This window comes from Streptomyces sp. NPDC104831 (genome assembly GCF_055583025.1).
Genome location: NZ_JBVJOT010000014.1, coordinates 25,829 through 47,644, shown reverse-complemented (window position 1 = coordinate 47,644; position 21,816 = coordinate 25,829). Strand labels below are relative to the sequence as shown.

The 21,816-nt window shown below is 75.1% G+C and carries 20 protein-coding genes; 15 read left to right on the top strand and 5 right to left on the bottom strand.

The genetic code is table 11. The features are described 5' to 3' along the window. The first annotated feature begins 22 nt into the window (after positions 1-22). Together ACZ63H_RS12480 and ACZ63H_RS12475 are read left to right on the top strand one after the other, a co-directional pair. Positions 23-868 carry a polysaccharide deacetylase family protein gene (locus ACZ63H_RS12480; protein WP_469864111.1) on the top strand — a complete coding sequence of 282 codons (846 nt, stop codon included), beginning with the start codon at positions 23-25 and terminating at the stop codon, positions 866-868. Positions 869-886: 18 nt separating this feature from the next. Beyond that, positions 887-1,069 (top strand): hypothetical protein, encoded by a 183-nt coding sequence (locus tag ACZ63H_RS12475; RefSeq protein WP_469864110.1) that lies wholly within the window; start codon positions 887-889, stop codon positions 1,067-1,069. Here ACZ63H_RS12475 and ACZ63H_RS12470 read toward each other — a convergent pair. Both ACZ63H_RS12470 and ACZ63H_RS12465 read right to left on the bottom strand, forming a co-directional pair. Next, positions 1,061-1,732 (bottom strand): ABC transporter, encoded by a 672-nt coding sequence (locus ACZ63H_RS12470; protein WP_469864108.1) that lies wholly within the window; start codon positions 1,730-1,732, stop codon positions 1,061-1,063. The two genes, ACZ63H_RS12475 and ACZ63H_RS12470, sit on opposite strands and share 9 nt — an antisense overlap. After that, positions 1,729-2,610, bottom strand: a complete 882-nt coding sequence (locus ACZ63H_RS12465; RefSeq protein WP_469864106.1) for an ABC transporter ATP-binding protein — start codon at positions 2,608-2,610, stop codon at positions 1,729-1,731. Before ACZ63H_RS12465 ends, ACZ63H_RS12470 begins: the two co-directional genes overlap by 4 nt. 116 nt (positions 2,611-2,726) lie before the next feature. On the opposite strand from ACZ63H_RS12465, the gene ACZ63H_RS12460 reads away from it, so the two are divergent. The 4 genes from ACZ63H_RS12460 (at position 2,727) to ACZ63H_RS12445 (ending at position 7,752) form a co-directional block, all read left to right on the top strand. Continuing rightward, the gene (locus tag ACZ63H_RS12460; protein WP_469864105.1) at positions 2,727-3,452 is read left to right on the top strand and encodes an aminoacyl-tRNA hydrolase; all 726 of its coding nucleotides are present in this window, start codon (positions 2,727-2,729) and stop codon (positions 3,450-3,452) included. Positions 3,453-3,594: 142 nt separating this feature from the next. Beyond that, on the top strand, positions 3,595-4,956 hold the full coding sequence (locus ACZ63H_RS12455) for an MbnB/TglH/ChrH family RiPP precursor modification enzyme (RefSeq protein WP_469864103.1): 1,362 nt from the start codon (positions 3,595-3,597) through the stop codon (positions 4,954-4,956). Between the two features lie 217 nt (positions 4,957-5,173). Then, positions 5,174-5,962, top strand: coding sequence for a TIGR04222 domain-containing membrane protein (locus ACZ63H_RS12450; protein WP_469864101.1), 789 nt, complete (start codon positions 5,174-5,176; stop codon positions 5,960-5,962). Between the two features lie 176 nt (positions 5,963-6,138). Beyond that, positions 6,139-7,752 carry an alpha/beta hydrolase gene (locus ACZ63H_RS12445; protein WP_469864100.1) on the top strand — a complete coding sequence of 538 codons (1,614 nt, stop codon included), beginning with the start codon at positions 6,139-6,141 and terminating at the stop codon, positions 7,750-7,752. Between the two features lie 9 nt (positions 7,753-7,761). Here the strand turns inward: ACZ63H_RS12445 and hemQ are convergent, their stop codons facing one another. Beyond that, positions 7,762-8,493 (bottom strand): hydrogen peroxide-dependent heme synthase, encoded by a 732-nt coding sequence (hemQ, locus tag ACZ63H_RS12440; protein WP_469864098.1) that lies wholly within the window; start codon positions 8,491-8,493, stop codon positions 7,762-7,764. 5 nt (positions 8,494-8,498) lie between these two features. Next, the gene (gene hemG / locus ACZ63H_RS12435) at positions 8,499-9,950 is read right to left on the bottom strand and encodes a protoporphyrinogen oxidase (RefSeq protein WP_469864096.1); all 1,452 of its coding nucleotides are present in this window, start codon (positions 9,948-9,950) and stop codon (positions 8,499-8,501) included. Between the two features lie 157 nt (positions 9,951-10,107). Here hemG and ACZ63H_RS12430 point away from each other — a divergent pair, with 157 nt between their 5' ends. Genes ACZ63H_RS12430 through ACZ63H_RS12420 form a run of 3 tightly spaced genes read left to right on the top strand, consistent with a single transcriptional unit; the run spans position 10,108 to position 13,374 of the window. Beyond that, a complete protein-coding gene (locus tag ACZ63H_RS12430; RefSeq protein ID WP_469864094.1) occupies positions 10,108-11,088 on the top strand; it encodes a DUF4349 domain-containing protein in 981 nt (326 codons plus the stop codon). Between the two features lie 27 nt (positions 11,089-11,115). Continuing rightward, on the top strand, positions 11,116-12,498 hold the full coding sequence (locus tag ACZ63H_RS12425) for an FAD-dependent oxidoreductase (RefSeq protein ID WP_469864092.1): 1,383 nt from the start codon (positions 11,116-11,118) through the stop codon (positions 12,496-12,498). 51 nt (positions 12,499-12,549) lie between these two features. Next, positions 12,550-13,374, top strand: coding sequence for a rhomboid family intramembrane serine protease (locus ACZ63H_RS12420; RefSeq protein WP_469864090.1), 825 nt, complete (start codon positions 12,550-12,552; stop codon positions 13,372-13,374). Position 13,375: 1 nt separating this feature from the next. On the opposite strand, the gene hemE is transcribed toward ACZ63H_RS12420, so the two are convergent. Further along, positions 13,376-14,443 (bottom strand): uroporphyrinogen decarboxylase, encoded by a 1,068-nt coding sequence (gene hemE / locus ACZ63H_RS12415; RefSeq protein WP_469864088.1) that lies wholly within the window; start codon positions 14,441-14,443, stop codon positions 13,376-13,378. 86 nt (positions 14,444-14,529) lie between these two features. Here hemE and ACZ63H_RS12410 point away from each other — a divergent pair, with 86 nt between their 5' ends. The 6 genes from ACZ63H_RS12410 (at position 14,530) to ACZ63H_RS12385 (ending at position 21,773) form a co-directional block, all read left to right on the top strand. Continuing rightward, positions 14,530-15,201, top strand: coding sequence for a DUF3000 domain-containing protein (locus ACZ63H_RS12410; RefSeq protein ID WP_469864086.1), 672 nt, complete (start codon positions 14,530-14,532; stop codon positions 15,199-15,201). Between the two features lie 296 nt (positions 15,202-15,497). Then, the gene (locus ACZ63H_RS12405; protein WP_069778144.1) at positions 15,498-16,154 is read left to right on the top strand and encodes a response regulator transcription factor; all 657 of its coding nucleotides are present in this window, start codon (positions 15,498-15,500) and stop codon (positions 16,152-16,154) included. A 147-nt stretch (positions 16,155-16,301) separates the two neighbouring features. Then, complete coding sequence (locus tag ACZ63H_RS12400) at positions 16,302-17,591, top strand: ribonuclease D (protein ID WP_469864084.1); 1,290 nt, start codon at positions 16,302-16,304, stop codon at positions 17,589-17,591. 274 nt (positions 17,592-17,865) lie between these two features. After that, positions 17,866-18,360: a type 1 periplasmic-binding domain-containing protein gene (locus ACZ63H_RS12395; RefSeq protein ID WP_469864082.1), complete on the top strand. Its 495-nt coding sequence runs from the start codon at positions 17,866-17,868 to the stop codon at positions 18,358-18,360. A 69-nt stretch (positions 18,361-18,429) separates the two neighbouring features. Continuing rightward, positions 18,430-19,647, top strand: a complete 1,218-nt coding sequence (locus ACZ63H_RS12390; RefSeq protein WP_469864080.1) for a thiolase family protein — start codon at positions 18,430-18,432, stop codon at positions 19,645-19,647. Next, on the top strand, positions 19,644-21,773 hold the full coding sequence (locus ACZ63H_RS12385) for a 3-hydroxyacyl-CoA dehydrogenase NAD-binding domain-containing protein (protein WP_469864078.1): 2,130 nt from the start codon (positions 19,644-19,646) through the stop codon (positions 21,771-21,773). Before ACZ63H_RS12390 ends, ACZ63H_RS12385 begins: the two co-directional genes overlap by 4 nt. Positions 21,774-21,816 lie beyond the last annotated feature (43 nt).

Sequence of the window (21,816 nt, the reverse complement as noted above, 5' to 3'; positions counted from 1 at the left end):
CATTCAGACTTAAATGTCTACGGTGACCCCACTCGTACGTCGTCTCGCCGCCCTCTGTCTCCTGGGCGCCTCGCTCACCGCCTGCGGCACCGCCGGCGGGGGCCGCCCCGCCTCCTCCGTCTCCCCCGCCCCCGGCTCCCCCTCGCCCGCCGGTCCCCCGGTCCTCGCGCCGGGCCCCGGCGGGTTGACCCCGGTCTTCGAGCACGGCCCGCGCACCCGGGGCCGGACGGTCGCGCTCACCTTCGACGCCGACATGACCGCCGACCAGGGGCCCCGTGCGGCCTCCGGCGAGCGCTTCGACAACCCGGGCCTGATCCGGGCGCTGCGCGAACTGAAGGTGCCCGCCACAGTGTTCATGACCGGCCGCTGGGCCGAGCAGTACCCGGCCCAGGCCCGCGATCTGGGCCGCGACCCGCGGTTCGAGGTGGCCAACCACTCCTTCAGCCACTACGCCTTCACCGCCGACTGCTACGGCCTGCCCACGGTCGACGCCGGCCGGATGCGGGCGGACGTCGAGCAGGCGTACACCTCCCTGCGCGCGGCCGGCGTGTCCCATCCGATGCCGTACTTCCGCTTCCCCGGCGGCTGCTACGACCAGCGGGCGCTGCGCGCGCTCAGCGGGCTCGGGGTGACGGCGGTGCAGTGGGACGTGATCAGCGGCGACGCGTTCGCCACGGACGCCGACGCGGTGATCCGGCAGGTGCTCGACGGCGTGAAGCCGGGCTCGGTGGTCGTCCTGCACTGCACCCGCAGCGCCGCCCCGACCACCGAACGGGTCGTGCGCGCGGTCGTACCGGAGCTGCGCGAGCGCGGCTACCGGTTCGTGAAGGTCTCCGAGCTGATCGCCGAGGCGGGCCCCGGCCGTTGACCGTCCTACGCTGAAGACATGGACGACGAGGACTACTGCACGATCGCGGACGCGGCCCGGCCCCCGAAGGCCGGCGGCCCCCCGTACGCGGACTGTGTGCTGTGCCGGGAGCCGACCGAGTACCCGGAGTCGCACAAGGGCATCACGCTGTGCCCGGTGTGCGAGTGGCAGGAGGCCCAGCGCAGCGCCTGTTCAGGGTGACCGGCGGCCGGTGAGCCAGGCCGCGGCGGCACAGGCGGCCGCCGCGAGCAGGGCCGCGCCCGCCAGCGGCAGCAGCGCCAGCGGTGCCCGGCCGGTCGTCGAGCCGGTGACCAGGCCGCTGACGGCGGCCCGCGCCGGGGAGCCGGACGCCACCGCCGCGAGCAGCGTGCCGAGCAGCATGGCGGGCACCGCGCGCCCGGTGGAGCGCATAACCGGCGGACCGGTGAGCGCGCCGACGGCCGTGCCGAGCAGGGCGCAGGCGAGCGCGGCCGGCAGCCCGGCGGCCAGCGCCCGCGCCGGCGGGACGCGCACCCGGTGCCCGGTGCTCGCGGGATCGCTGATCAGGGTCACCACCACGGTGGCGGCCACACCCAGCAGCACGGCCGCGAGCAGCGCGGTCAGCAGGCAGGAGAGGTGCGCGCGGGCGGGGCCGCGCGCGGCGGCGACGCAGGCGCGGGCCGCGGGCGGCTCGCCGGTGACGCAGATCCGCGCCAGCCAGGCGGCCACCGGCAGCAGGGCGGCGGCGCCGTACCCGAGCGAGTCGAGGACCGGCTGGCCGCCGCGCACCCCGACGGCCAGGAAGGCGGCGTAGAGGATCACCGGGGGCAGCCAGCGCCGGGAGCGCAGCAGCAGGTCGGCCTGGTAGCGCAGGAGGGCGGTCATGGGCGGCCTTCGGGGTCGGGCGGGGTGCCGGCGGGGTCGACGCGCACCACGTGCCAGGGCGGGCGGGCCGTGAGCAGGGCGCGCAGCACGGCGTCGGAGTGGGAGGCGGGGACGGTCAGGCGGTGGCTGCCGCGGGCCCGCTCCTCGACGGCGACGGCGGCCCGTACCGCCTCCGGGGGCAGCCGTCCGCCCGGCGGCCCTTGGACGACGAGGGCGGTGACCGGCCCGTCCGCCACCGGACCACCGCTTTTGGCACGGCCGCGCAGGGCGCCGCCGGACACGGTGTACGTCGCGTCGGGCACCCCGGCGAGCCGGCCGGGGTCGTGGTCCACGAACACCACCGCTCCCCCGGCGGCCGTCCGTTCGGCCACCGCCCGGTCCAGCTCGGCCCGGGCCGCCGCGTCCAGCCCGGTCCACGCCTCGTCCAGCACCAGCAGCTCCGGATCGCCGAGCAGGGCCTGGGCGACGGCCACCTTCTGGCTGCCGCCCTTGGACAGCCGCGCCATCGGCGTACCGGCGTACGGGCCCGCGCCGAACCGCTCCAGCCAGGCGTGCGCGGCGCGGGCGGCGGCCCGGCGGCCGAGGCCGTGGAGGGCGCCGAGGTGGGTCAGGTAGCCGGCGGCGGTGAAGGGCAGCTCGGACGGGAACCGTTCGGGCACGTACGCCGTGCGCGGCCGGCCGGTGACGCGGCCCTCGGTGGGCGCGTCGAGCCGGGCGAGCAGCCGCAGCAGGGTGGACTTCCCGCTGCCGTTGGCCCCCTCGATCCGGACGAGGGTGCCGGGGGCGACGGCGAGGTCGACCCCGCGCAGCACCCAGGGCCCGCGCACGCCGTAGCGGCGGCCCACGGCGGTCAGGCACAGCTCACGGTCACGGCGCATGGAGGCCATTCTGACGCGGCGGCCCGGGCCGCGGTCCCGCTTCTCCGGCCGGGTCCCGGGCCGTCACGGGACCGCGCGTCGAGGGGCGCGCCGGCGGGTTCGTAGGCTGGGCTCCCGTGAGCCACGATTCCGCCCCCGCCACCCGCCCGTTCCGCGCCGAGCCCGGCCCCGGTGACGAGGCACCGCAGTACGTGCTGCCCCTCGTCGTGCGCATCGAGCGAAGCGCCCCGCCCGCCCGGACCGACGCGTTGGAGACGGCCGCGCGGGCCGTGCTCGTCCTGCTCGCCGACGAGCGCGCGCACGGCGACGGGGAGTGGGCGAAGGCGGTGCGGAACTGGGAGGACGCGCGCATCCGGAAGGTCGTCCGGCGGGCCCGGGGCGCCGAGTGGCGGCGCGCCGAGGCACTGCCCGGGACCACGCTGACCGGCCGGTCGGCGCAGGTGCGGGTTTTCCCGCCCGTCCCGCTGGACGGCTGGCCCAAGGACCTGGCCAAGCTCCAGGTGTCGGGCACCGAGCTGGACGACCCCGAGCCGCCCGGCGCCGCCGATCCGGCGCAGCCGGTGCTCTGGCTCAACCCGGAGCTGGAGATGTCGGCCGGCAAGGCGATGGCGCAGGCCGGGCACGGCGCCCAGCTGGCCTGGTGGGCGCTGTCCGGCGCGGAGCGCGCCGCGTGGCGGGACGCGGGCTTCCCGCTGGCCGTCCGCACGGCCGGCGCCGCCGAATGGGCCCGGCTGACCGCCGCCGGACTGCCCCTGGTCCGCGACGCCGGCTTCACGGAGATCGCCCCCGGCAGCTGCACGGTGGTGGCCGACCACCCGGCACTGCGCCGGCCCGGCGCCTGACCACCGGTCCCGTCCCGCCCGGGCCGGGTTGCCGGAACCTCAAATGTTGCTCTGAACGCGTCGGGGGCGGGATTCGCCGCCGCGCGGCGGGGCCATATCCCCCTCGCTCGGCGCACGGGCGCGGGCCGGGAGGGGGAGCACCATGCGGCTGGGGACCGGGATCGGATGGCGGCCGGAGATCGCGGACGCCGTGGAGGCGATGGCGGGCATCGACTGGGTGGAGGTCGTGGCGGAGAACGTGTGCCCCGGCCATCTCCCCCACTCGCTGCTGCGGCTTCGCGAGCGCGGTGTGACGGTGGTGCCGCACGGTGTCTCCCTCGGCCTCGGCGGCGCGGACCGCCCCGACGCGGGCCGGCTGACGGCGCTCGCCGAGCGGGCGCAGGCCCTCGGTTCCCCGCTGGTCACCGAGCACATCGCCTTCGTCCGGGCGGGCGGCGCGCTCACCGCGTCGCCCCGGCTGGAGGCCGGTCATCTGCTGCCGGTCCCGCGTACCCGGGACGCGCTGGACGTGCTGTGCGAGAACGTGCGCATCGCGCAGGAGGCGCTGCCGGTGCCGCTGGCCCTGGAGAACATCGCCGCGCTGTTCTCCTGGCCGGGCGAGGAGCTGACGGAGGGGCAGTTCCTGTCCGAGCTGGTCGAGCGGACCGGGGTCCGGCTGCTGATCGACGTGGCCAACCTGCACACCAACCACGTCAACCGGGGCGAGGACCCGGCGGAGGCGCTGGCCGCGCTGCCGGTGGAGGCGATCGCCTACGTCCATGTCGCGGGCGGCTTCGAGCGCGACGGCGTCTGGCACGACAGCCACGCGCACCCCGTGCCCCGCCCGGTGCTCGGCATCCTGACCGGCCTCGCCGCCCGGGTCGCACCGCCGGGAGTGCTGCTGGAGCGGGACGACAACTTCCCCGGACCGGCCGAGCTGGAGCGGGAGCTGGCCTCCGTCCGGGCGGCGGTGGCGGCCGGACGCCGCGCGGCGGGGACCGCGGCGGTGCGGGGTGCCGCCGGCACCGGTCCGGAGGGCGCCGGGGCCACGGGGGACGACGGTGCGAAGGGCGGCGGAACCGAGGGCGCCGGGGCCGGGGGCGTCCGCGTCCTGGCGCGGGCGGCGGCCGGTGTGCGCGAGCGGCTCGGGGTGACACAGACCGCCGTGCTGTCGTCCCTGGTGGCGGGGACTCCGGTGCCGGAGGGGTTCGACCGGGTGCGGATGGGGGTGCAGGCGCGGGCGCTCGCGGCCAAGCGGGCGGACGTGGTGGCGAAGGTGGCGCCCGAACTCCCGGTGATCCTCGGGACGGACTACCGGGAGGCGTTCCTGGAGTACGCCCGCCGCCGTCCGATGCGGGCCGGCTACCGCCAGGACGCGCTGGACTTCGCCGGCCACCTGCTGAAACTGGGACGCCCGGAGGACGCGCGCAGCCGCCGCGCCCTGCGGGAGTGGTGGCTGGACCGCGCGGGCCCGGCCCCCAGGAAGCGGGGGTTGCTGGCACGGGCGCTGCGGCGACGGGTCTGAGACGAGTACGGCGAGCACCCGGACGTGGCGCGTGGCCACGTCCGTCCCGCCGCCCGGCCGCCACGCACCACGCCCGCGGCGACGGTCGTCGCGCCGCCGGTCCCGCTCCGGCCGGACGCCGGCCGGGAACAAACGGAACGTCACGTACCGGCAACAGCGCGTCCGCATGGTGAACAGAGCATGGTGTCCAACGGGACCCCTGGCATACAAACGGCTCATGTTCTGGGTCCTCCTCCTCTTCCTGGCCTGGGCTTTCGCCGGTACGGCCTGCGCCCGCCTCTGCCTGGCGGCCGTACGCGCGGACGCACCGGGCACGACGGACGCACCCGGCGCGCCGCCGGCCGGCGAGCGCGATCTGACGCTGTACGAGGCCGCGTTCCTCTCCGGCGGCCCCGCCCGGGTGGCCGATGTGACCCTCGTCTCCCTGGCCCGCCAGCGCCGGCTGCTGCTCGCGCACACCGGCTGGGCCACGGTCGTGGACCCGCGGGGCCGCGACGAGATCGAACGGTCCGTCATAGGCGCCATAGGGCCCGAGGGCCAGTCGCGGATCGCGGCGGCGCGGGCACGGGCCGCCGGCGCGGAGGCCGTGCGCCGCCTGGCCGACGGCCTGGTGCGCGCGGGACTCGCGGTGCCCGAGGGCGCGGGGACGACGGTGGGCTCCGCCGTCCGCCGGGTGCGGGCCGCCGCACTCGCCGTGGCCGCGCTCGGCACGACGGCCCTGCTGCTGCCCGGCGACACCGGCACACCGCGCCCGCTGGTGGGCGCCTGGTTCGCGCTGCCCCTCGTGCTGACCCTCAGCTGCCTGGCCATCGCCCGCTTCGAGGCGCACCCCTATTCGCCCTGGGCCTCGCCTGCCGGACAGCGGCTGCTGCGCACGCTGACCGGGAAGCCGGCCGGGGACGAGCGGTCGTTCCTCACCTCCGTCGCCGTCCGGGGCATCCGCGCGATCGGCGAACCGGAGCTGCGCGCCGCCTTCACCCACCGCGACCAGCCCTGGCGCGAGTGACCGGCGCGCACCGGGACGCCGGGAGCGAACAGGGCTCCGGGGGCGCACAGGGAGCATTGGCGCCGACACCGGCCGGGCGGTGCTTGCGCCGCGCCCGCGGCCGTACCAAATATCCCTTGTGTGCGCGCCGGGCCGTGGCAGCCTGCCACCGCCGCCGCGCACCGGAGGGATACGCGATGAGAGCTGCCGCCCTGTACTCGGCCGCCGGGTCCTTGCTCCTGACCACCCTGGCCGCGGCCCCGGCGGGCGGCACGCCCGGCACCCCGCACGCCCCGGCCGCCCCCGGCGCCGCCGAACTGCGCGGCACCGCGGTGGCCGTGGCCCGCGCCCGGGACGCCGGCATCGACTTCGGTCCGTGCCCCGCGGCCGAGGTGCCGGGAACGCCGGCCGGGGTGCGGTGCGGCACGGTGAGCGTCCCGCTGGACTACGCCCACCCGGACGGCAGGCAGATCAGGCTGACCGTCAGCCGGGCCCGGGCCACCCAGAAGGACCCGCACAACAGCAAGCGGCGGATCCCCCGGCAGGGCGCCCTGGTCTTCAACCCGGGCGGCCCCGGCGCCTCCGGCATGTACTTCCCGCTGATCGGCACGGTGCCGCGGTGGCAGCGGATCGCCGCCGTCTACGACCTGATCGGCTACGCCCCGCGCGGGGTGGGCCGGTCGGCGCCGCTGTCCTGCGAGGACCCCGGGCACTTCTTCAAGGCGCCCAGCGCGGCGCCGACGCACCCGTCGGAGGCGTACAAGCGGGAGCGCATCGCACGGGCGAAGGCGTACGCGCGCGGCTGCGCCCGGCGGTCCGGGAGCCGGCTCGGGTTCTACACCTCGCTGAACAACGCCCGGGACCTGGACGTGCTGCGGGCCGCGCTGGGCGAGGACCGGCTGACGTTCCTGGGCGCCTCGTACGGCACCTACTTCGGCGCGCTGTACGCGGCGATGTTCCCCTCGCACGTGCGGCGCATGGTGCTGGACGCGGCGGTGGACCCGGACCCGCGGAAGATCTGGTACCGCGGCAACCTGGAGCAGTCGGCGGCGTTCGAGGACCGCTGGGCGGACTTCCGCCGGTGGATCGCCCGGCACGACGACGTCTACCGGCTCGGCACCACGTCCGCGCGGGTGCGGCGCGGCTACGACATCGCGCGCGAGCGGCTGGCCGCGAAGCCGGCGGGCGGCAAGGTGGGCCCCGGCCAGCTGCAGAACGTGTTCCTGACCGCCGCGTACTACGAGGAGTACTGGCCGAGCCGGGCCGCGGCCCTCTCGGCGTACCTGCGCGGCGACGCCAAGCCGCTGATCCGGCTGGCCGTGCCGGACCCGGCAACGGCCGCCGAGGCGGAGAACTCCGCGGCGGTGTACACGGCCGTCGAGTGCAACGACGCCCCCTGGCCGACGGACTGGAAGGTGTGGGACCGCGACAACACCCGGCTGGCCCGGGTGGCACCCTTCGAGACCTGGGACAACGCCTTCACGAACCTGCCGTGCGCCTACTGGCCGGCGCCCCGGCAGCGGCCGCTGGACGTGCGGACCGGGCCGGGCGAGCTGCCGCCGGTGCTGATCCTGGCGGCCGAGCGGGACGCCGCGGCGCCGTACCGGGGGGCGCTGGAGACGAACCGGCGGCTGGCCGGGTCGGTGCTGGTGACGGAGCGGGACGCGGGGACGCACGGGATCGCGGGCGGGCCGAACGCGTGCGTCAACGGCTACCTGGACGCGTATCTGCTCCGGGGCCGCGTCCCGGCGCGGAACGCGTCGTGCGCGCCGCGCCGGCCTCCGGCGGCCGGGCCCGCCGAAGGCGCCTGACGGGGCGCCTTACGCCAGGCCCGCCACCAGTTCCCCGATGTCCTTGCGGCGGCCCGTGTAGAACGGGACCTCCTCGCGGACGTGCATGCGGGCCTCGGAGGCGCGCAGGTGGCGCATGAGGTCGACGATGCGGTACAGCTCGTCGGCCTCGAAGGCGAGGATCCACTCGTAGTCGCCGAGGGAGAACGAGGCGACCGTGTTGGCGCGCACGTCCGGGTAGCCGCGGGCCATCTTGCCGTGGTCGGCGAGCATGCGGCGGCGGTCCTCGTCGGGCAGCAGGTACCAGTCGTAGGAGCGCACGAACGGGTAGACGCTGACGTAGTCGCGGGGCGTCTCGTCGGCGAGGAACGCCGGGATGTGCGAGCGGTTGAACTCGGCCGGGCGGTGCAGCGCCATGTTCGACCAGACCGGCTCCAGCGCGCGGCCCAGCCTCGTGCGGCGGAAGAGGTTGTACGCCTCCTGGAGCTGGTCGCTGGTCTCGGCGTGCCACCAGATCATGAGGTCGGCGTCGGCGCGCAGACCCGAGACGTCGTAGGTGCCGCGGACCGTGACGTCCTTGGCGGCGAGCTGGTCGAACAGCTCCTGGACCTCGTCGGCGTAACCGGCGCGGTCCTCCGGCAGGACGTCCTTCAGCCTGAAGACCGACCAGAGGGTGTAGCGGATGACCTCGTTGAGGTCCTTGGCCAGCTTGCCCTTGTTCGGGATCCTGCCGGACTCGGTGATGGGGGCGTCGTCACTCATGGTCCCTATTCTCCCGCTCCGCCGTGCAGGCTCTGCACCGGGTTGGCCGTCAGTTCCCGCACACCGCCGCGGTCGCCGCCCAGCTCGTCCACCGCGGCGTACGCGCTCGCGATGCACGCCGGGATGCCGACGCCGTCGTAGGGGGCGCCGCACACCGCGAGCCCCGGGAGCTTGGCGACGTGCTCGCGGACGCGGGCCACGCGCGCGTGGTGCCCGACGGGGTACTGGGGCAGGCCGTCGGTCCAGCGGGTGACCGTGGTGGCGACCGGTGCGGCGGCCAGGCCGACGGCCTCCCGCAGGTCGTGCCGGGAGACCTCCACCAGGCCGGCGTCGTCCCGGCCGAGGATCTCCGTCTCGCCGTGGCGGCCCACGGAGGTGCGCAGCACCACCAGGTCCGGGTCCTCCTCGGCGATCCAGCCCCACTTGTGGGAGGCGAAGGTGGACGCCTTGATGGTGCGGCCGTCGACGGGCGGCACGAGGAAGCCGCTGCCCTCGGGCAGGCGCGCGTCGGCGCGCCGGTAGGCGAGGGTGACCAGGGCCATGGAGGCGTACTCGACGGCGGCCAGCTCGGCGGCGGCGCCCGGGGACTCGGCGCGCAGCAGCCGGGCGGCCGCCGGGGCGGGTACGGCGACGACGACCGCGTCGGCGCGCAGCACGCGCTCGCCGGCGGTGACCCGCCAGCCGTCCGGCTCCCGGCGCAGTGCGCGGGCGGGGGTGCCGGTGAGGATCTCGCCGCCGCGGGCGCGCACCGACTCGGCGACCGCGAGCGGCAGCCGCCCGATGCCGCCGGCGATGCCCATGAAGACGGGTCCGGTCCGCTGGTGCGCGGCGGCCCGCGCCTGGATCTCGCGGACGCCCTCGGTCAGGGAGGTGTGGGCGCGGGCGGCCTGGAAGAGCTGCGGGACGGCCGAGCGCATCGAGATGCGGTAGGCGTCGCCCGCGTACACCCCGCCGAGCAGGGGCTCCACGAGCCGGTCGACGACCTCGCGGCCGAGCCGGGCCGCCACGTACTCGCCCACGGCCACGTCGTCGCCGGTTTCGGTGCGGGGGAGGTCGGCGTCGCGTTCGATGCGGGCCAGGCCCTCGTCGGAGAGGACGCCGGAGAGGGCGGCGGCGGTGCCGGGCACGCCCATCACGTGGCCCTTGGGCATGGGCCGCAGGGCGCCCCGGGTCCAGAGCGCGGCGGTCGCGGTGGCCGGCGGCTGGAGCGCCTCGCCGAGGCCCGCCTCGCGCGCGAGGGCCACCGCCTCGGGGCGGCGGGCCAGCATGGACTCGGCGCCGAGGTCGACCCGGACGCCGGCGATCTCGCCGGGCAGCAGCTTGCCGCCGACCCGGTCGCCCGCCTCCAGCACGGTCACGCGCACGCCGCGCCCCAGCAGGCGGTGCGCGGCGGCCAGCCCGGCGATGCCGGCCCCGATGACGACGACGTGCCCCAGGCCCCTACCCGTTGTGCTCATGTCCCCACTCTCTCAGACCCCGCCGGCACCGCGGCCGGGGCCCGGTGTCCGGCCCGCGTCCGGGCCGTGACCGCATCGCGACCGGCGCCGGCGAACGTTCCCGCGCCTTGCGCCGTCGTAGGACCGTCACAGCCCACGACACCGAGGGGTACCGTCCATGCGCACTCCACGCACCGCACGTCGTCTCCGGGCCCTGGCCGGGGTCCTGCTGGCCGCCTCGCTCGCGCTCGCCGGGTGCGGCGGCGGGGACGACGCCGGCGGCGGCTCCGCGAAGGCCGCCTCCGGCAGCGGGGCCGAGCGGGCGGGCGCCCCCGGCGGCGCGGCGGTCCCGGCCGGGGGCAAGGGCGGGGCCGGGAGCCGGACGCCCCGGCTCGCCCCCGACGCGGTCGTCCGCACGGCGTCCCTGACCGTCGAGGTCGAGGACGTGCCCAAGGCCCTGGCGGCGGCCCGGTCCGCCGCCGAGGACGCGGGCGGTTACGTCGGCGACGAGACGACGAGCCGGGACGCGGACGGCCACGAGCGCACCAGGGTGGTGCTGCGGGTGCCCGCCGAGCGCTACGACGCGGTCCTCACCGGTCTGGAGGGCGCGGGCCGGCTGGTGGACCGCACGGCCAAGGCGGTGGACGTCACCGACCAGGTCGTGGACGTGGACAGCCGGATCCGGTCGCAGCGGGCCAGTGTCGACCGGATCCGCGCGCTGATGGACAAGGCGGGCAGGCTGAGCGACGTCGTGGCGCTGGAGGGCGAGCTGAGCAGCCGTCAGGCCGACCTGGAGGCGCTGCTGGCCCGGCAGGCGTCGCTGAAGGACCGCACCGCGCTGGCCACCCTCACCCTGTCGCTGACCAGGGCCCCGGTGCGGGAGGCGTCCGGTGACGGCGCGCCGGGCTTCGCGGACGCGCTCGCGGGCGGCTGGCGGGTGTGCGTCACCGTGCTGCGCTGGACCGCCCTCGCGCTCGGTGCCGCCCTGCCGTGCGCGGCCCTCGTCGCGCTGCTCGCGCTGCTGTGGCTGCGCGTCGTACGGCCCCGGCTGCCGCGCCGCGCGGAGCGGGTGCCCGTGCCGGCCGCGCTCGGCCCGCTGCCGTCGGCCCGTCCGGCGCCGGAGTCCGGCGAGCGGCCCGCGGGGGGCGGCCGGGACTGAACGGGGGGCGGCCCGTAGCGTGTTCCCATGAGCATCGGCGGCAGGGAACGGCTGGTCGTGATCGGGGGCGACGCCGCGGGCATGTCGGCGGCGTCGCAGGCGCGGCGGCTGCGGGGGCCCGGGGAACTGGAGATCGTGGCGTTCGAGCGCGGCCACTTCACCTCCTACTCGGCGTGCGGCATCCCGTACTGGGTGGGCGGCCGGGTCCCGGAGCGGGACCGGCTGATCGCGCGGACGGCGGAGGAGCACCGCGCGCGGGACATCGATCTGCGGATGCGCACGGAGGTCACGGAGATCGACGTGGCCCGGCAGCGGGTGCGCGCGCGGGACGTCGACTCCGGCGCCGAGTCCTGGACCTCGTACGACAAGCTGGTCGTCGCCACCGGTGCGCGGCCGGTCCGCCCGGACCTGCCCGGTGCGGACGCACCCGGGGTGCACGGGGTGCAGACGCTCGACGACGGCCAGGCCCTGCTGGACACGCTGGAGCGCACGCGCGGCCGCCGGGCCGTGGTCGTGGGCGCCGGCTACATCGGTGTCGAGATGGCCGAGGCGCTGATCGACCGGGGCTTCGAGGTGACGGTCGTCAACCGGGGCCGGGAGCCGATGTCGACGCTGGACCCGGACATGGGGCGGCTGGTGCACCGGGCCATGGAGGGCCTCGGCATCACCATGGTCAACGACGCCGAGGTGACCGGGGTGCTCACCGGCGAGGGGGGCCGGGTGCGGGCGGTGGCCACGCGGGACGCCGAGTTCCCGGCGGACGTGGTCGTCCTGGGCATCGGCGTCCGCCCGGAGACGTCCCTCGCCCGGGCGGCCGGACTGCCGCTCGGCACCCACGGCGGGCTGCTCACCGACCTGGCGATGCGGGTGCGCGGACGGGAGGACGTCTGGGCGGGCGGCGACTGCGTGGAGGTGCTGAACCTGGTCTCCGGGCAGGAGCAGTACGTGCCGCTCGGCACCCACGCCAACAAGCACGGCCAGGTCATCGGCACCAACGCGGGCGGCGGCTACGCCACCTTCCCCGGTGTCGTCGGCACGGCGGTGAGCAAGGTGTGCGACCTGGAGATCGCGCGCACGGGCCTGCGGGAGAAGGACGCCCGCCGGGTGGGGCTGCGGTTCGAGACGGTCACCATCGAGTCGACCAGCCGCGCCGGCTACTACCCGGGGGCCGCGCCCATGACGGTCAAGATGCTCGCCGAGTCCCGCACGGGACGGCTGCTGGGCGTGCAGATCGTCGGCCGGGAGGGGGCGGCGAAGCGGGTGGACATCGCGGCGGTGGCGCTCACCGCGCGGATGACGGTGGAGCAGATGACGGCCCTGGACCTGGGCTACGCCCCGCCGTTCTCACCGGTGTGGGACCCGGTGCTGGTGGCCGCGCGCAAGGCCGCGTCGCGGGTGCGGTCGACCTGACCCGCGGCGGGCGCGCTGATACGCGGGCGCGATCGCGGGCACTCCTGGTGTGTGGTCATCCCCGTCCATGACGTGAACCCCGTGCGCCGCACCCCCTGGGTGACGTACGCGCTCATCGCCGCCAACGTGCTGGTGTTCCTCGTCACGCCCGGCATGGCCGGGTCCGTGACCGGCGGCACCAGGCTGGCGCAGCTGTGCGATCTGCAGGCGTTCATGGACCACTACGCGGCGGTCCCCCGGGAGCTGATCCACGACCGGCTGCCCCGGCTGGTGCCGACCGGGGAGGTCGGCGTGGGGCCGCACGGTCCGGGCTGTGTCGTGGCGCCGCCGGGCTACGACAAGTCGCCGCCGCTGTCGGTGTTCACGGCGATGTTCCTGCACGGCGGCTGGCCGCACCTGCTGGGGAACATGCTGTTCCTGCTGATCTTCGGCAACAACGTCGAGGACCGGATGGGCCACATCCGCTTCTTCCTCTTCTACGTGGTGTGCGGCTACGCGGCCGGGTACGGCTTCGCGCTGCTCAACGACACCTCCGCAGACCCGCTGATCGGCGCGTCCGGCGCGATCGCGGGGGTGCTCGGCGCCTATCTGGTGCTGTATCCGAGGGCCAGGGTGTGGGTGCTGGTGCCGTTCCTGGTGTTCCTGCCGCTGCGGCTGCCCGCCTGGCTGGTGCTCGGGTTCTGGTTCGCCCTCCAGGCGGTGTACTCCTCCGGGCACGGGGTGTCCGGCGCGGGAACGGTGGCGTACGCGGCGCATGTGGCCGGCTTCGTGGCGGGCATGCTGCTCGCCTGGCCGCTCAAGCCCGGTACCCCGCCCCCGCCGGAGCCGCCCGGCCTGCTGTTCGGCAGGCGCGCGCGGCCCCGTTCCGCCTGGTGAGTCAGCGCGCGGTCGCGGTGTGGACGTACTCCACGAGCCGGGTCAGCGCGTCCGGGTCGGTGTTCGGCATGACGCCGTGGCCGAGGTTGAAGACGTGCCCCTCCAGACCGGCGGCGGCGTCCAGCACCTCGCGGGCCTTGGCCTCGACGGTGTCCTTGTCGGTGAACAGCACGGTCGGGTCCAGGTTGCCCTGGAGCGCCTTGCCGGGGCCGACGCGGCGGGCGGCCTCGTCCAGCGGGACGCGCCAGTCGACGCCGACGACGTCCGCGCCGGCCTCGCCCAGGAGCTTCAGCAGCTCGCCGGTGCCGACGCCGAAGTGGATGCGCGGCACGCCGTAGCCGGCGACCGCGTCGAAGACCTTCGCGGAGGCCGGCATGACCGAGTGCCGGTAGTCCGCGGGGGCCAGCGCGCCGGCCCAGGAGTCGAAGAGCTGGACGGCACTGGCGCCGGCCTCGATCTGCACCTTCAGGAAGGCGGCCGTGATGTCGGCGAGCCGGTCCAGCAGGTCGGCCCACAGCTCGGGGTCGCCGTACATCATGGCCTTGGCGTTCTCGTACGTGCGCGAGGGACCGCCCTCGACCAGGTAGCTCGCGAGGGTGAAGGGCGCGCCGGCGAAGCCGATCAGCGGGGTGCCGCCCAGCTCGCGGACGAGCAGGCCGATGGCCTCGGTGACGTACGACACGTCCTCGGGGGTGAGGTCGCGCAGCCGGGCCAGGTCGGCGCGGGTGCGGACGGGCTGTTCCACGACCGGGCCGACGCCGGGCTTGATGTCCAGGTCGATGCCGATGGCCTTCAGCGGGACGACGATGTCGCTGAAGTAGATCGCCGCGTCCACGTCGTGCCGGCGCACCGGCTGGAGCGTGATCTCGGTGACCAGTTCGGGCCGCATGCAGGACTCCAGCATGGGCACGCCCTCGCGCACCTTGCGGTACTCGGGCAGGGAGCGGCCGGCCTGGCGCATGAACCACACGGGCGTGTGCGGCACGGGTTCGCGCCGGCACGCCTTCAGGAACGCGCTGTCGTACGTGGCTGCGGGCCCCTGGCCCGTGGAGGTGTCGTTCGCGGTCACGGGGCAAGTCTCGCATGACACCGGTGACCGGCGGCGCGGGGTGTCTTGCCCTGCGCGGAGCCCCGCTTCCCCTTACTCTTCCCCGCATGGCTGCGGCTCAGGGACGACTGTCGGACGGCGCTGACGGAATGGACGACGCGGAGGACACCGCTCAGACGCGGGGGGGCGGCGGGCTGCCGCCGGCGTTCCGGGCCGCGGTCGACGCGCTGCGCGCGGCGCGGCCGCGGCCGCAGGTCGAGGTGGAGCCGACGCCGGCCCCGCAGCGGCTCGCCCCGTACGCGTACGCGCTGGAGGCGGTGGTGGTCGACGGCGAGCAGGAGCTGGCCGACGGGCGGCTGGTGCTGCTGCACGACCCGGACGGGCACGAGGCGTGGCGGGGCACGTTCCGGCTGGTGACGCTGGTGCGGGCGGAGCTGGAGCCGGAGATGGCGGCCGATCCGCTGCTGCCGGAGGTGTGCTGGTCGTGGCTGACCGGGGCGCTCCAGGCGCGCGGGCTGGCCTACGGCGAGCCGAGCGGCACGATCACGCGGGCGGGCTCGCACTACTTCGGCGGGCTGGCGGAACGGCCCGCCGCCTCGCAGATCGAGATCCGCGCGTCGTGGACGCCCCGCGAGGGCCTGGGCGGGGTGCCGGACACGGCCGCCCACCTGGTCTCCTGGTGCGATCTGCTGGCGCAGGTGGGGGGTCTGCCGCCGGCCGGTCCCGGGGACGCGTCGGTGGTGACCCTGCCGCAGCGCAGGGGCCCGCAGTCCCGGTAGAGGGGGCGTCGGCACGGGGGGTCCGTGGTCCCGGTGAGGGGTCGTCACGAAACGCCGTGTTGACCATCTCTTTGTCGATACGGCCACTTTCCGTACTCGAATCGCACTCGCTCGAACCGACTCGATCTTCGGGTGATCGATCGCGTGTCCGAATTGCGCAGATTGTTACTCACTAGATCGTGATCACTCCCTAAAGGCGGACGAGTTTGCTGCCGAAGACGACTGTGACCTTGAAAGCACGGTTCGTCCCGGCTTCATCCCCACAAGCCGGCCCCGTCCCCCACCCAGGAGGCCTGGTGTCCGTTCTCCTTGAGCAACCCGCAAGCCTGGTCGCCTACCGCCCGAACAAGCCGACCGCCATGGTGGTCGTGGCCGACCCGCGCGTCCGCTCCACCGTCACCCGCCACCTGTGGGCGCTCGGCGTGCGCGACGTCATCGAAGCCTCGTCCATCGCGGAGGCTCGTCCCCGCATCGGCAACCCCCGCGACATCTGCGTCGCCGACGTCCACCTCCCCGACGGCTCCGGCCTCACCCTGCTGTCCGAGACCCGGGCCGCGGGCTGGCCCAACGGACTGGCCCTCTCCGCCGCCGACGACATCGGCGCGGTCCGCAACGCGCTGGCCGGCGGCGTCAAGGGCTACGTCGTCACCGGCACCCGCACCAACATCGGGCTCCCCGCCCGCCCCGGCGCCGCTCCCCTCGGCGCCGCCCGCATGCACCGCCGCCCCCCGGGTGCCCCGAGCCACCCGGGCGGCTACCGGGAGCTGTCCGGACGCGAGGTCGAGGTGCTGCGGCTGGTCGCGGAGGGCCAGTCGAACAAGGCGATCGGCGTCTCCATGGGCCTGTCCGCCCTCACCGTCAAGAGCCACCTCGCCCGCATCGCCCGCAAGCTGGGCACCGGGGACAGGGCCGGCATGGTGGCCGTCGCCCTGCGCACCGGCATCATCCACTGAGCCCACCCGATGCCCCCTTCGGCGCAGTCCCGCCTCCCCTCCGGCGCACCGGGCCCGCCCCGGCACTGACCGGTTTACGCCCCTGCCACGCCCGTCGACGGAACGTTCCGTCGACGGGCGCCGTGCGCACACGGATACCCTTGACAGGTGACCGACGCCCAAGACACCGCAGCAGACAGCTCCCTGCGCACCACCGGAGGCACTCCTCCGGACGACGCCGGATCTTCTGTGACGGGGGCGCCGACTCCCTTGCTCGAACCCCGCGAGGGCATACCGCCCGTGATCGCCGACGAGGACGCCCTCGCCCACGTCACCGCCGCCTTCGCCGCCGGCACCGGCCCGGTCGCCGTGGACGCCGAACGCGCCTCCGGCTACCGCTACGGCCAGCGCGCCTACCTGGTGCAGCTGCGCCGCGAGGGCGCCGGGACCGCGCTCATCGACCCCGTGGCCTGCCCCGACCTGTCCGGGCTCGGCGCGGCCCTGTCCGACGCCGAGTGGGTGCTGCACGCGGCCACCCAGGACCTGCCCTGCCTGCGCGAGATAGGCATGGTGCCGGCCCGCCTGTTCGACACCGAGCTGGCCGGACGGCTGGCCGGCTTCCCCCGGGTCGGCCTCGGCGCCATGGTCGAGGGCGTCCTCGGCTACGTCCTGGAGAAGGGCCACTCCGCCGTCGACTGGTCGACCCGCCCGCTGCCCGAGCCGTGGCTGCGCTACGCCGCGCTCGACGTCGAGCTGCTCGTCGACCTGCGGGACGCCCTGGAAAAGGAGCTGGACCGGCAGGGCAAGCTGGAGTGGGCGCTTCAGGAGTTCCACGCGATCGCGACGGCGCCCCCGCCCGAGCCCCGCAAGGACCCCTGGCGCCGTACGTCCGGGATGCACAAGGTGCGCCGCCGCCGGCAGCTCGGCGTGGTCCGGGAGCTGTGGGAGACGCGGGACCGGATCGCCCGGCGCCGGGACGTCTCGCCGGGCAAGGTGCTCAGCGACGCGGCCATCGTGGAGGCCGCGCTCGCCCTGCCGGGCAACGTGCACGCCCTCGCCGCGCTGAACGGCTTCGGGCACCGGATGGGACGGCGGCAGCTGGAGCAGTGGCAGGCCGCGGTGGACCGGGCCAAGGCGCTGCCGGAGGCCGCGCTGCCGCAGCCCGGGCAGTCCGTGGCGGGGCCGCCGCCGCCCCGGGCGTGGGCCGACAAGGACCCGGCCGCGGCGGCCCGGCTGTCCGCCGCGCGGGCCGGGGTGTCCTCCCTCGCCGAGCGCCTCGCCATGCCGCAGGAGAACGTGATCTCTCCGGACACGGTGCGCCGGATCTGCTGGGAGCCGCCGAAGGTCGTGGACACCGGATCCGTGGCGGCCGCGCTCGCGGGCTACGGTGCGCGTCCCTGGCAGATCGAGCTGGTGACGCCGGTACTGGTGGACGCGCTGGCGGCCAAGGAGGTCTAGCCGCCGCCGCATCCTCCCCACCGGGTCGCCGACGACCTCCCGGTGGGCGCCGCAGGGCCTCCGGAAGCGGAAAAGGGACGTCGAGATCACGCCAAGATCCTGGGATGGCACGCGACCGGACGGACGGGCGCCACGGGGTCGGCCGGTCCGGCACTCCGGGAGCACTTTCCTCGACGGCGCCGGGCCCGGAGCCGTTCTGCAGGGTGTTCGTCCCGGGCGTGGAGCCGGTCCGCTCCGGGCGCGGTGGCAGGGGCGGCACACCGGCGGGGCCGTCGTGGCCGGCCTGGGCGCGGACGGCCCCCGGGCGCCGGTGGTGCGGCGGCTCGGGCCGCCCGCGGTCGCCGTCGGCCACCCGTCGCCGGCCGGCGGGCTCACCTCGGTGCGGACGGACGACACCGGGGCCGTCGGCGAGGCGGTGCGCCATCGCGCGGCGCTCGGCACCGCGGGATCGCCCGGGGCGGCGGCCCTCGGACACACGAGCATCCGCGCGGCGGCGTTCGACGAGGCCGGGCGGGCGGCGGAGCCGGCCGGGGTCCGGCGGGTGGCGACCGGCTCCTGTGGCAAGGCGCGGCCGACGGCGATCGCGTACGACGACGACATCATGGCGGTCGCGGGGCCGGCGGTGTCGGCCGGGACGGGGCTGCGGGTGCCGGCCGGCGCCCACGCCGGTGCCGGTGCCGGTGCCGGTGTCGAAGGGTTCGACGGCTCCCCCGAAGGTGTGACGTTCACCGCTCCCCCGTACAGGGCTGTGCAGCTACGTTACTCATAAGTAGCATGGGGCTGAGCGCGCGCTCAGCGCAACGCAGCAGTGCCACCCCGCATCTGGAGGAGAGCCATCGTGCCTCGTACCGTCAGGGACGTCGTCTTCGTCGACGGCGTCCGCACCCCGTTCGGCAAGGCGGGCCCGAAGGGCATCTACCACGAGACCCGCGCCGACGACCTCGTCGTGAAGGCGATCCGGGAGCTGCTGCGCCGCAACCCCGGGCTGGACCCGAAGAAGATCGACGAGGTCGCCATCGCCGCGACCACGCAGATCGGCGACCAGGGCCTGACCCTCGGCCGCACGGCCGGCATCCTCGCGGGCCTGCCGCAGTCCGTGCCGGGCTACTCCATCGACCGCATGTGCGCCGGCGCGCTGACCGCCGTGACGACCACCGCCGGTTCGATCGCGTTCGGCGCCTACGACGCCGTCATCGCCGGCGGTGTCGAGCACATGGGCCGCCACCCGATGGGCGAGGGCGTGGACCCGAACCCGCGCTTCGTCTCCGAGAAGCTGGTCGACGAGTCCGCCCTCTTCATGGGCATGACCGCCGAGAACCTGCACGACCGGTACCCGTCGATCACCAAGCTGCGCGCCGACGAGTACGCGGTGCGCTCCCAGGAGAAGGCCGCCAAGGCGTACGCCGACGGCAAGATCCAGGCCGACCTGGTGCCGATCTCGGTGCGCCGCACCAGCCCCGAGGGCGGCGAGACCGGCTGGGGTCTGGTCACCGCCGACGAGCCGATGCGCCCGGGCACCACGCTGGAGAACCTGGCCGGCCTGAAGACGCCGTTCCGCGTCCACGGCCGGGTCACCGCGGGCAACGCGGCCGGCCTGAACGACGGCGCCACCGCGTCGGTCATCGCGAGCGAGGACTTCGCCCGCGAGCACGGCCTGCCGGTCAAGATGCGCCTGGTGTCGTACGCCTTCGCGGGCGTCGAGCCGGAGGTCATGGGCTACGGCCCGATCCCGGCCACGGAGAAGGCCCTCGCCAAGGCGGGCCTGTCCATCTCCGACATCGGCCTGTTCGAGATCAACGAGGCCTTCGCCGTCCAGGTCCTGGCCTTCCTGGAGCACTACGGCATCGCCGACGACGACGCGCGCGTCAACCAGTACGGCGGCGCCATCGCCTTCGGTCACCCGCTGGCCTCCTCCGGCGTCCGGCTGATGACGCAGCTGGCCCGCCAGTTCGAGGACCAGCCGCACGTCCGCTACGGCCTGACCACCATGTGCGTCGGCTTCGGCATGGGCGCGACGGTCATCTGGGAGAACCCGCACTTCGAGGGGGACAAGTGAGCACCACCGCCGAGCTTCTGAAGCAGGCCTCGGACCTGTTCCCCGACGAGGTCGTCACCAGCGCCCACGTACGCCACTTCGACCTGCCGCTGGGCGCGGGCCGGTTCGCGCTGATCACGCTGGACAACGGCCTGGACCACACCAAGCCGACCACCTTCGGCCCGGCCTCGCTGGCGAACCTGAACACCGCCATCGACCAGGTCGAGAAGGAGGCGGCCGAGGGCGCGATCGTCGGTGCCGGCATCACCGGCAAGCCGTTCATCTTCGCCGTCGGCGCCGACCTCAAGGGCGTCGAGCTGCTGAAGGAGCACGAGCACGCGCTCGCCATCGGCAAGGGCGGCCACGAGGTCTTCAAGCGGCTGTCGAAGCTGGCCGTCCCGACCTTCGCGTACTACAACGGCGCGGCCATGGGCGGCGGCGTCGAGGTCGGTCTGCACTGCTCCTACCGGACCGTCTCCAAGGCGATCCCGGCGTTCTCGCTGCCCGAGGTCTTCCTCGGCCTGGTCCCCGGCTGGGGCGGCTGCACCCTGCTGCCGAACCTGATCGGCGCCGAGAAGGCCGTCTCGGTCATCATCGAGAACTCGCTGAACCAGAACAGGCAGCTCAAGGGCCAGCAGGTCTTCGACCTCGGGATCGCCGACGCCCTCTTCGAAGGCGCCGACTTCCTGGAGCAGTCGCTGATCTGGACGGCGCGGGTCCTCAAGGGCGACGTCACCGTCGAGCGTCCGGTGATCGACCGCGGTGAGGCCTGGGACCAGGCCGTCGCCAAGGGCCGGTTCATCGCCGACGGCAAGGTGCACGGCGCGGCCCCGGCCGCCTACCGCGCCCTGGACATCATCGCCGCCGCCAAGAACGAGGACCTCCAGCAGGGCTTCGACGCCGAGGACCAGGCCCTCGCCGACCTGATCATGGGCGGCGAACTGCGCGCCGGCATCTACGCCTTCAACCTCGTCCAGAAGCGCGGCAAGCGTCCCGCCGGCGCCCCGGACAAGAACCTGGCCCGCCCGGTCACCAAGGTCGGTGTCGTCGGCGCCGGTCTGATGGCCTCGCAGCTCGCCCTGCTGTTCCTGCGCCGCCTGGAGGTGCCGGTCGTGCTGACCGACATCGACCAGGAGCGCGTCGACAAGGGCGTGGGCTACGTCCACGCCGAGATCGACAAGCTGCTCGCCAAGGGCCGCATCAACCAGGACAAGGCCAACCGCCTCAAGGCGCTGGTCACCGGTGTCCTGGACAAGGCCGAGGGCTTCTTTGACGCGGACTTCGTCATCGAGGCCGTGTTCGAGGAGATCGGCGTCAAGCAGCAGGTGTTCGCGGAGGTGGAGGCGGTCGCCCCGGCGCACGCGATCCTCGCCACCAACACCTCCTCGCTGTCCGTGACCGAGATGGCGTCGAAGCTGAAGCACCCCGAGCGGGTCGTCGGCTTCCACTTCTTCAACCCGGTCGCGGTGCTGCCGCTGCTGGAGATCGTCCGCGGCGAGCAGACCGACGACGCGTCCCTCGCGACCGCGTTCGCCGTCGCCAAGAAGCTGAAGAAGACCGCGGTGCTGGTCAAGGACGCCCCGGCGTTCGTCGTGAACCGCATCCTGACCCGCTTCATGGGCGAGATCCAGAACGTCATCGACGAGGGCACCCCGGTCGAGGTCGCCGAGAAGGCCGTCGAGCCCCTCGGTCTGCCGATGTCCCCGCTGGTGCTGCTGGAGCTGGTCGGCCCGGCGATCGGCCTGCACGTCTCCGAGACGCTGCACGGCGCGTTCCCGGACCGCTTCACGGTCTCCCCGAACCTCAAGGCGGTCGTGGAGGCGGGCAAGCGCGGCTTCTACGTCTACGACAGCGGCAAGCCGGAGCTGGACCCGGAGGTCGCCGCGCTGCTGAAGCAGGGCGACGTCGTCCTGACCGAGGAGCAGGTGCGGGCGCGGGTGCTGGACGCGGTGGCCGGGGAGATCGGGCTCATGCTCGACGAGGGCGTCGTCGCCGAGGCCCAGGACATCGACCTGTGCCTGATCACGGGCGCCGGCTGGCCCTTCCACCTGGGCGGCATCACGCCGTACCTGGACCGCGAGGGTGTCTCCGAGCGCGTGAACGGCAAGAGGTTCCTGGCACCGGGCGTGGCGAGCGTCCCGGCGTAACGCAGCAGGTCACGGGAAAGGGCCCCCGCCACGGCGGGGGCCC

Bases quoted from the DNA above. Each gene is read 5' to 3' on its own strand.
- ACZ63H_RS12410 (WP_469864086.1), top strand. From the start codon at position 14,530: ATGGCTGCGGCTCAGGGACGACTGTCGGACGGCGCTGACGGAATGGAC.
- ACZ63H_RS12445 (WP_469864100.1), top strand. From the start codon at position 6,139: ATGAGAGCTGCCGCCCTGTACTCGGCCGCCGGGTCCTTGCTCCTGACC.
- ACZ63H_RS12475 (WP_469864110.1), top strand. From the start codon at position 887: ATGGACGACGAGGACTACTGCACGATCGCGGACGCGGCCCGGCCCCCG.
- ACZ63H_RS12425 (WP_469864092.1), top strand. From the start codon at position 11,116: ATGAGCATCGGCGGCAGGGAACGGCTGGTCGTGATCGGGGGCGACGCC.
- hemG (WP_469864096.1), bottom strand. From the start codon at position 9,950: ATGAGCACAACGGGTAGGGGCCTGGGGCACGTCGTCGTCATCGGGGCC.
- ACZ63H_RS12430 (WP_469864094.1), top strand. From the start codon at position 10,108: ATGCGCACTCCACGCACCGCACGTCGTCTCCGGGCCCTGGCCGGGGTC.
- ACZ63H_RS12470 (WP_469864108.1), bottom strand. From the start codon at position 1,732: ATGACCGCCCTCCTGCGCTACCAGGCCGACCTGCTGCTGCGCTCCCGG.
- ACZ63H_RS12455 (WP_469864103.1), top strand. From the start codon at position 3,595: ATGCGGCTGGGGACCGGGATCGGATGGCGGCCGGAGATCGCGGACGCC.
- hemQ (WP_469864098.1), bottom strand. From the start codon at position 8,493: ATGAGTGACGACGCCCCCATCACCGAGTCCGGCAGGATCCCGAACAAG.
- ACZ63H_RS12465 (WP_469864106.1), bottom strand. From the start codon at position 2,610: ATGCGCCGTGACCGTGAGCTGTGCCTGACCGCCGTGGGCCGCCGCTAC.
- ACZ63H_RS12450 (WP_469864101.1), top strand. From the start codon at position 5,174: ATGTTCTGGGTCCTCCTCCTCTTCCTGGCCTGGGCTTTCGCCGGTACG.